Source organism: Rhodopseudomonas infernalis (assembly GCF_022271405.1).
In the GTDB taxonomy this organism is placed as follows: domain Bacteria; phylum Pseudomonadota; class Alphaproteobacteria; order Rhizobiales; family Xanthobacteraceae; genus Rhodopseudomonas; species Rhodopseudomonas infernalis.
The window spans coordinates 199863-208933 of record NZ_JAJNAL010000003.1 but is presented as its reverse complement, the minus strand read 5'-3'; the positions used below and the strand labels follow the sequence as shown (position 1 = coordinate 208933).

Here is a 9071-nt window from a genome sequence, read left to right as displayed (position 1 = left end):
GAATCGGTTCGACGTCGCGGACGAGGGGCACCCCATCCTCCTACGTCATCGCCCGCGAAAGCGGGCGACCTAGTATTCCAGGGCGGTCGCGACATGAGATACTTGCGCCACACGATGCGCGCGCGGTCATCAAGTCTACGTAGTTCTACCAGAACTGGGGCGGCGTTCGAGTCGCCAAATCTGGTATTGCGATGATAGTTGCGCTCTCTGCGCAAACGGAAAATTAGCAGCAAATTGCCATCATCATCGCGATTGTGCGTAGCCCCGATTGATTTGGCTCGATCAAGGGCGGGTGCGCCGGAGATGAATTTCGATGAAATGTCGGCGCGTGGATGCCTGTGCGAAATTCGTGGTTGCTTAAGCAGCGATCGAATTCGTGGGTGTCGTTGGTAAGTCTACGCATTGAGCACTAAGCGACTTCGCGCGAATGTTTCGGTCATTGCAATCATGCTCTGAGAGCCGGGAAAAAGTACATGGCGGTCGATCGAAGGTCGGTTTTACGTGGGTTCATCGCGTGTGCCTGTTGTGCGACGGCGGGCGCGAGCTTCGCCGAGACAGCCGGCCATGGCGGCGGATCGGCGGACCACGGCGGCCCGGCTGCTGCGCATTGGGGATATGAAGGCGAGGGTGCGCCCGACAAGTGGGGCGACCTGCAGGCCGATTACAAAATGTGTCGGCTCGGCGCCGAGCAGACGCCGATCGATCTTGTCGCTGGCATCAAGGGCGATCCCGGAGCGTCACAGCACGACTACAAGGCGATGCCGCTGCGCATCGTCAACAACGGTCACACGATCCAGGTCAACGCCGATCCCGGCTCGGCCTGCGTGATCGACGGCGTGCGCTACGAATTGCTGCAGTTTCACTTCCATCATCCGAGCGAACATCTGATGGCCGGCAAGCGCTTCGAGATGGAATGCCATTTCTTGCACAAGTCGGCCGACGGGATGCTGGCGGTGACCGGCGTGCTGATCCGGCCCGGCGCCGAAAACGGTGCGCTGAAAGCGGTGTTCGATCAGTTGCCCGCCACGGCCGGCCCCGAAGTGAGGGTGGCCGGCACGATCGATCCGGCGGCGGTGTTGCCGAGAAGCGGCGGCACCTTTCGCTACATGGGCTCGCTGACCACGCCGCCGTGCTCCGAGGGGCTGACCTGGACGGTGTTCAGGGAGCCGATCGAATTGTCGCCGGCTCAGATCCAGCGCTTCGCAGCGCTGTTCCAGGGCAACGCGCGACCGGTGCAGCGGCGTAACCGCCGATTTCTGATCGAGAGTTTCTGATCGCAATCGATCCTTCAACTTCAGCCTCAAGGTGACGACAATGTCCTCAGCGACCCCCACAGCTCCGAGTCTGTTTGGGTTCTTTACTGATCGCCGCATCAATACCAAGATCATGCTGGGCTTTGCCTTGGTGCTGACGTTGACGGCGATTCTGGCGGCGACGTCGTATCGCGGGCTCAGCAAGGTCAGCGACGGCTTCGAGACCTTCATCCAGCGCGTGACGGTGGTCGGCATGGCGCGCGATATCGAGCGCGGTTTCGTCGGCTATCGCCGGTTGGTTCGCGAGTATGCGCTGACCGGCGACGAGGCCGAGATGCAGGAAGCCAGGAAGCGGCAGGCGGCGCTCGCGCAGTCGATTCAGGAGGCGTCGGCTGCGACCAAGAGTCCGGAACGCCGTCAGAAGCTGACGGAGCTCGAGCAGAGCTTCAAGCAGTTCGGCGCCGGATTTGAGAAGCTGATCACGCTCCGGCAGGCGCAGGACAGCCTGGTTCGCCAGACGCTCGATCCGCTCGGGGCGAAGTCGCGCGTCGAGATCGAAGAATTGCAGGCGCTGTCGGTGATCAAGTCCGGCAACTCCAACAACATGGTACTCGCCGGCGAAGCGTTGAAGCAGTTGCTGCTGGTCCGCCTCAACGTCAACAAGCTGCTCGGTCGCCACGAGCAGAGCTCCGCCGACGCCGCCGAAAAGGCGTTGGCCGCGCTCAGGGTCGCGATGGCTGCGTTCTCGGCATCGATCGTCGACGCCGACGTCCGCCGCCTGTTCGCCGACGTCAACGCCAATGTGGAGAAATACGCCGGAGCGTATCGCAAGGCGGCGGACAATGCCCAAGCCATCGAGGCGCTCAGCAACAGCGAGATGACCAAGCTGGCGCGAGCAATAACCGCGGACGCGGAAGCCATCAAGGCTTCCGGCGTGGCTGAAGAAAAGCAGATCGAGCACGAGACCAGCGATCTGATCGCCTCGACCGAACGGCTGGTGGCGCTGCTCGCGGTCGGCAGCTTGGTCCTCGGCGTCGCATTTGCGCTGCTGATCGGTCGCGCGATCTCGAAGCCGGTGGTCGGCCTGTGCGCCGGAATGCGTGAGCTGGCGGACGGCAATTTCCAGGTCGTGTTGCCCGGCCTCGGCCGCGGGGACGAAGTCGGAGACATGGCGCAGGCGGTCGAGACCTTCAAGATCAAAGCCGAGCAGAAGGCCCGCGCGGAAGCAGAGGCCAAGGCCGAACAGGATCGGCAGGTGGCGCTGGTGCGTAAGCAGGAGATGATCCGGATGGCCGATGAGTTCGAGGGCGCGGTCGGTGAGATCGTGCAGACGGTGTCGTCGGCCTCGACCGAACTGGAAGCATCGGCGGAGACGCTGACTTCGACCGCGGTGCGGACGCAATCGGTCACCACCGCGGTCGCAGCAGCGTCTGAGGAAGCCTCGACCAACGTCAATTCGGTGGCGTCGGCCACCGAGGAGATGGCGACGTCGGTCAACGAGATCAGCCGGCAGGTGCAGGAATCGGCGCGGATCGCCAGCGAGGCCGTGGCGCAAGCGCAGAACACCAACGCGCAGGTCGGCGAATTGTCGGCGGCGGCGGCGCGGATCGGCGACGTCGTCGAGCTGATCAATCAGATCGCCGGACAGACCAATCTGCTGGCGCTCAATGCCACGATCGAAGCCGCGCGCGCCGGCGAGGCCGGCCGCGGCTTCGCGGTGGTGGCGCAGGAGGTCAAGGCGCTGGCCGAACAGACCGCGAAGGCGACCGGCGAGATCAGCGCGCAGATCAGCGGCATCCAGTCGGCGACCGACCAGTCCGTGCTGGCGATCCGCGAGATCGGTAGCACCATCTCCAAGATGTCGGAGATCGCATCGACCATTGCGTCTGCGGTGGAAGAGCAGGGCGCCGCCACCCAGGAGATCTCGCGCAATATTCAACAGGCGGCGATCGGCACGCAGGAAGTGTCGTCCAATATCGTTGAAGTTCAGCGTGGAGCCACCGAAACCGGCTCGGCCTCGGGACAGGTTCTGTCTGCGGCGCAGTCGTTGTCGCGGGACAGCAACATGCTCAAGGAGCAGGTCTCTTCATTCCTCTCGACGGTGCGGGCTGCGTAGGCTCCTCGGCGGGCGGTCTGCGGTGCGGGAAGGGCGAAGGTTATTTCGCCCCGATGGCGGTCTTGCGCCAGGCCAGATGCACCGCGCAATTGCAGCCCGGCGGATGCGCCGGCAGGTCGCTGATCTCTTCGGCGGTGGGCATCGCGTCGTTCGCCGGCGCGAGCGGCGGCATTGCCTCGTCGTTGCGGGGCGCGTCCGGCGCGCGATCGGGGATGTAGTTCAGCACCGGGGCGAGCCAGCGCTCGGCCTCGGCAGTGCTCCAGCCCTTGCGCCGTGCGTAATCCTCGACCTGGTCGCGTTCGATCTTGCCGACGCCGAAGTAAAAGCTGTCCGGATGGCTGAAATACAGGCCGGACACCGACGAGCCGGGCCACATCGCGTAGCTCTCGGTCAGCGTCACGCCGGCATTGACCTCGGCGTCGAGCAGGCGGAACAGCGTCGCCTTCTCGGTGTGGTCGGGCTGCGCCGGATAGCCCGGCGCGGGGCGGATGCCCTTATACTTCTCCAGGATCAGGTCTTCGGCCGCCAGCGTCTCGTCCGGCGCGTAGCCCCAGAACTCGCGGCGCACGCGGGCGTGCATTCGTTCCGCGAAAGCCTCGGCGAGGCGGTCGGCCAGCGCCTTGACGAGGATCGACGAATAGTCGTCGCCGGCGTTCTTGAACTTGTCGGCGATGACGTCCTCGCCGATCCCGGCGGTGACCACGAAGGCGCCGATGTAGTCTGGCACGCCGCGCGGTGCGATGAAGTCCGACAAGGCCGTATTGGCACGGTCCTCGCGCTTGATGAGTTGTTGGCGCAGCGTATGCAGCGCGCCGATCGAGGCGTCGCGATTGTCGTCGGCGTAGATGATGATGTCGTCGCCCACGGCATTCACCGGCCAGAACCCGATCGCCGCCTTGGCGGTGAACCAGCCCTCTGCGACGATCCGGTCCAGCATGTTGCGGGCATCGGCATAGAGCGAGCGCGCGGTCTCGCCGACCACCTTATCGTCGAGGATCGCGGGGAAACGCCCGGCGAGTTCCCAGCTCTGGAAGAACGGCGTCCAGTCGATGGTCTCGACCAGCTCGGCGAGCGGATAGTTGGCGAAGCGCCGGACGCCGAGGAACGACGGCTTCACCGGCTTGTGCGTGGTCCAGTCGAGCTTCGCCGCGTTGGCGCGGGCGTCCTTCAGCGACAGCCGCTTCTTGTCGGCCTGGGCGCGGTGGTGCGCGGCGGTGATCTTCGCGTAGTCGGTGCGGATTTCGGCCGCGTAGCCCGGGCCGCGCTCGCGCGACAGCAGCGACGAGGCGACGCCGACGGCACGGCTGGCATCGTTGACGTGCACGACACTGCCGGCCGGGTAGGCCGGGTCGATCTTCACCGCGGTGTGAACCCGGCTGGTGGTGGCGCCGCCGATCAGCAGCGGCACGTTCATGCCGTTGCGCTGCATCTCGCCGGCGAGGAAGCTCATCTCGTCGAGCGACGGCGTGATCAGTCCGGACAGGCCGACGATATCGGCGTTCTCGGCCTTGGCGGTCTCGATGATCTTGGCGGCGGGCACCATCACGCCGAGGTCGATCACCTCGAAATTGTTGCACTGGAGCACGATGCCGACGATGTTCTTGCCGATGTCGTGGACGTCGCCCTTCACGGTCGCGAGCACGATCTTGCCGGCGGTCGCGCGTTCGCCGAGGTCGGTGCCGGCGGCGAGATTGCGCGCCTTCTCCTCCTCCATGAACGGCATCAGATAGGCGACCGCCTGCTTCATCACGCGGGCGGACTTCACCACCTGCGGCAGAAACATCTTGCCGTCGCCGAACAGGTCGCCGACCACGTTCATGCCGGCCATCAGCGGGCCTTCGATCACGTGCAGCGGCCGCTCCACCTGCTGCCGCGCTTCCTCGGTGTCGGCCTCGATATATTCGGTGATGCCGTGCACCAGCGCGTGGCTGAGCCGCTGCGCGACCGGCCAACTGCGCCAGGCGAGGTCCTGCTCCTTCACCGCCTTGCCTTGGCCGCGATACTTCTCGGCAAGCGCCAGCAGCCGCTCGGAGGCGCCGGGATCGCGGTTGAGGATCACGTCCTCGCAAGTTTGGCGCAGCTCGGGGTCGATGTCGTCATAGACGATCATCTGCCCGGCGTTGACGATGCCCATGTCCATGCCGGCCTTGATGGCGTGATACAGGAACACCGAGTGCATCGCCTCGCGCACCGGCTCATTGCCGCGGAACGAGAACGACAGGTTCGAGACGCCGCCGGAGATGTGCGCGTACGGCAGGTTCTGGCGGATCCAGCGCGTCGCCTCGATGAAATCGACGCCGTAATTGTTGTGTTCTTCGAGGCCCGTGGCGATCGCGAAAATGTTCGGATCGAAAATGATGTCTTCCGGCGGGAAGCCGACGCGCTCGACCAGGATGTCGTAGGCGCGCTTACAGATCTCGGTCTTGCGCGCGTACGTATCGGCCTGGCCGGTCTCGTCGAAGGCCATCACCACCACGGCGGCGCCGTGGCGGCGCGCGATGTTGGCCTCGTGCAGAAATTTCTCCTCGCCTTCCTTCAGCGAGATCGAGTTCACCACCGGCTTGCCCTGCAGGCACTTCAGGCCCGCCTCGATCACGGTGAATTTCGAGCTGTCCACCATCACCGGCACCTTGGCGATGTCGGGCTCGGCGGCGACGAGGTTGAGGAAGGTGACCATCGCGGCTTCGGAATCCAGAAGCCCTTCGTCCATATTGACGTCGATGATCTGGGCGCCGTTCTCGACCTGATCACGCGCCACTTGCAGGGCGGCTGCGTAGTCCCCGGCGGTGATCAGCTTACGGAATTTCGCCGAGCCAGTGACGTTGGTGCGCTCGCCGACGTTGACGAACGGGATGTCCTTGGTCAGGTCGAACGGCTCGAGGCCGCTGAGTCTGAGCCGCGGCTCGATGGTCGGGATGGATCGCGGCTTGTGCGGAGCGACCGCCGCGGCGATCGCCGCGATGTGCGCCGGCGTGGTGCCGCAGCAGCCGCCGACGATGTTGACGAGGCCGGCTTCGGCGAATTCGCCGACCAGACCCGCCATGTATTCCGGACTCTCGTCGTACTCGCCGAATTCGTTGGGCAGGCCGGCGTTGGGATAGGCGCAGACCAGCGTATCGGCGACGCGGCCGATGTCGGCGATATGGGCGCGCAGATCCTTGGCGCCGAGCGCGCAGTTGAAGCCGATCGTCAGCGGCTTGGCATGGCGCACCGAGTTCCAGAACGCTTCCGGCATCTGGCCGGAGAGCAGGCGGCCGGATTTGTCGGTGATCGTCCCGGAGATCATCACCGGCACGTCGATGCCGCGCGCGTCGGCGATCTCGGCGATCGCATACAGCGCCGCCTTGGCGTTGAGCGTGTCGAAGATGGTCTCGACCAGCAGCAGGTCGGCGCCGCCGTCCAACAGGCCGTTGATCTGCTCGCCATAGGCGGTGCGCAGATCATCGAACGTCACGGCGCGATAGCCGGGATTGGCGACGTCGGGCGAGATCGATGCGGTGCGGTTGGTCGGGCCGATCGCGCCAGCGACGAAGCGCGGCTTGCCGTCCTCGGCCTGGACCGTGGTCGCGGCGTTGCGGGCGAGGCGGGCACCTTCGCGGCTCATCTCGTAGGCGATGTCGGACAGGTCGTAGTCGGCCTGGGCGATCGAGGTCGACGAGAAGGTGTTGGTCGCGACGATGTCGGCGCCGGCGCGCAAGTAAGCGGCGTGAATGTCTTCGATCGCCTGCGGCTGGGTGAGGATCAGCAGGTCGTTGTTGCCGCGCAGGTCGCGGTGAAAGTCCTTGAAGCGTTCGCCGCGAAACGCAGCCTCGTCGAACTGCCGCGCCTGGATCATCGTGCCCATCGCGCCATCGAGCACGAGGATGCGTTCGGCGGCGAGGGCATAGAGACGATCGGCGATCGGATTTGTTGGAATCGACATTTTCAAAATACTCAGCGCGACTCCCTCTCCCCATCGGGGAAAGGGTTGGGGTGAGGGGGATCGAACGCATGCGGCCTGATCGTTCGGGCAATCGTTTCGAGCACGCCGTCGACATTCGACAGCACGTCATGATTCCAGAACCGAGCGACCAGATAGCCCATGGCAGACAGCACCTCCGTCCGTGCGGCATCGTGCTCGGCCTGCTGCCCGTGCTGCCCACCGTCGAGCTCGACGACGAGCCTTGCGTCGGCACAGCAGAAGTCGACGACGAAGCGGTCGATCGGAAATTGCCGTTTAAACTTCCAGCCCTCGAGCTGGCGATTGCGCAGACGGCGCCACAGCAGCATCTCGGCCTGCGTCGGCTGGGCGCGAAGGCGCCGGGCCATCGGTGTACGTGCGGTACGAGTGATCATCGGCGCCGGCGCCCCCTCTCCCCAACCCTCTCCCCAAAGGGGAGAGGGAGCGCGCTGTGTGCGCGGAGAATGTCGTAGCAAACTCACGCGGCTTGCCTTGCCGCCTGCGGCCGAAGACCGAGCAGGTGGCTGATCGCGAACACCAGGTCCGCGCGGTTCATCGTGTAGAAATGGAAGGTGTCGACGCCGTGCTTGGCGAGCTTGTGCACCTGGCCGGCCGCGACGGTGGCGGCCACCAGTTTGCGGGTGTCAGGATCGTCGTCGAGACCTTCGAACTGCCTGGCCAGCCAGTCCGGCACGCTGGCGCCGGCGCGGGTCGCAAAGTTCGAGGCCTGCTTGAAGTTCTGCACCGGCAGGATGCCCGGCACGATCGGGATATCGATGCCGCGTGCGCGGACGCGGTCGAGGTAGCGGAAGTACAGATCGTTGTCGAAGAAGAACTGGGTGATGGCGCGGGTCGCGCCGGCATCGACCTTGGCCTTCAGCATGTCGAGGTCGGCGTCGAAGCCGGTGCTCTCCGGATGCTTCTCCGGATAGGCAGACACCGTGACGTCGATGTCGGGATGCCGCCGCTTGATCGAGGCGACCAGATCGGCCGAGCTACGATAGCCTTGCGGATGTGGTGTGTACGCGCCGCCCAGGCCGCTCGACGGATCGCCGCGCAGCGCCACGATGTGGCGGACGCCGATCTCGTAGTAGCGCTCCACGACGTCGTCGACGTCGGCGCAGGGCGCATCGACGCAGGTGAGGTGGGCGGCAGGCGTCAGGCTGGTTTCCTTCAGGATGCGGGCGATCGTCGAATGCGTGCGCTCGCGCGTCGATCCGCCGGCGCCGTAGGTGACCGATACGAAGCGCGGCGCCAGCGGCGACAGCCGGCTGATCGCCTGCCACAGATTGCGCTCCATCTCGTCGGTCTTCGGCGGGAAGAACTCGAAGGAAATCGCGGGCAAATGCGGCAGCGGCTCGGTCATGTCACGCATCCAGAATAGCGGTCGGGGTCTGTCGGCTTCGGCCGCCGCTCGGACAGCGATCCGTCCCATCGCCGGCCCAGTCTTCATGTGGCACTGCGATAGCCACATAAACCTAGGCCGAACCCGGGTGCGGAGCCAGCCCACTGATGGCAAAAATCGCGTGGGAATTTGCCCACCTTAGCCGGTTTGGTCGATATATGGCAGGTCTATATGGAACAGAGTGGGCAGGTTGCGGCTGAGGGCGGCCCACCTGCTGAGACAAACAGTGCGCAAAATCGAGAAAGTTGGAGCGGCTTAGCCGCCGGTGGGCCGAGTTCGCCGAAGGCGCTCCGCACTGGCCGATGCTCTGCCCACTACCGGGGAAGCCCCTACGGCGAATTTCCTGGCCCGATACCT

Annotated in this window: 5 protein-coding genes; 2 read left to right on the top strand and 3 right to left on the bottom strand. The window is 65.0% G+C overall.

Annotated elements, in window-relative coordinates:
- Positions 1–473 precede the first annotated feature (473 nt).
- Together LPW26_RS04355 and LPW26_RS04350 are read left to right on the top strand one after the other, a co-directional pair.
- Complete coding sequence (locus tag LPW26_RS04355; RefSeq protein WP_238733053.1) at positions 474–1274, top strand: carbonic anhydrase; 801 nt, start codon at positions 474–476, stop codon at positions 1272–1274.
- Positions 1275–1314: 40 nt separating this feature from the next.
- Positions 1315–3369, top strand: coding sequence for a HAMP domain-containing methyl-accepting chemotaxis protein (locus LPW26_RS04350; protein WP_238733052.1), 2055 nt, complete (start codon positions 1315–1317; stop codon positions 3367–3369).
- A gap of 40 nt (positions 3370–3409) precedes the next feature.
- Here the strand turns inward: LPW26_RS04350 and metH are convergent, their stop codons facing one another.
- The 3 genes from metH to metF all read right to left on the bottom strand — a co-directional run bounded on the left by metH (position 3410) and on the right by metF (position 8675).
- Entirely contained in the window at positions 3410–7291 is a 3882-nt protein-coding gene (metH, locus tag LPW26_RS04345) for a methionine synthase (RefSeq protein WP_238733051.1), read from the bottom strand.
- Between the two features lie 11 nt (positions 7292–7302).
- Complete coding sequence (locus LPW26_RS04340) at positions 7303–7704, bottom strand: endonuclease domain-containing protein (RefSeq protein ID WP_238733050.1); 402 nt, start codon at positions 7702–7704, stop codon at positions 7303–7305.
- Positions 7705–7787: 83 nt separating this feature from the next.
- Positions 7788–8675: a methylenetetrahydrofolate reductase [NAD(P)H] gene (gene metF / locus LPW26_RS04335; protein ID WP_238733049.1), complete on the bottom strand. Its 888-nt coding sequence runs from the start codon at positions 8673–8675 to the stop codon at positions 7788–7790.
- Positions 8676–9071 lie beyond the last annotated feature (396 nt).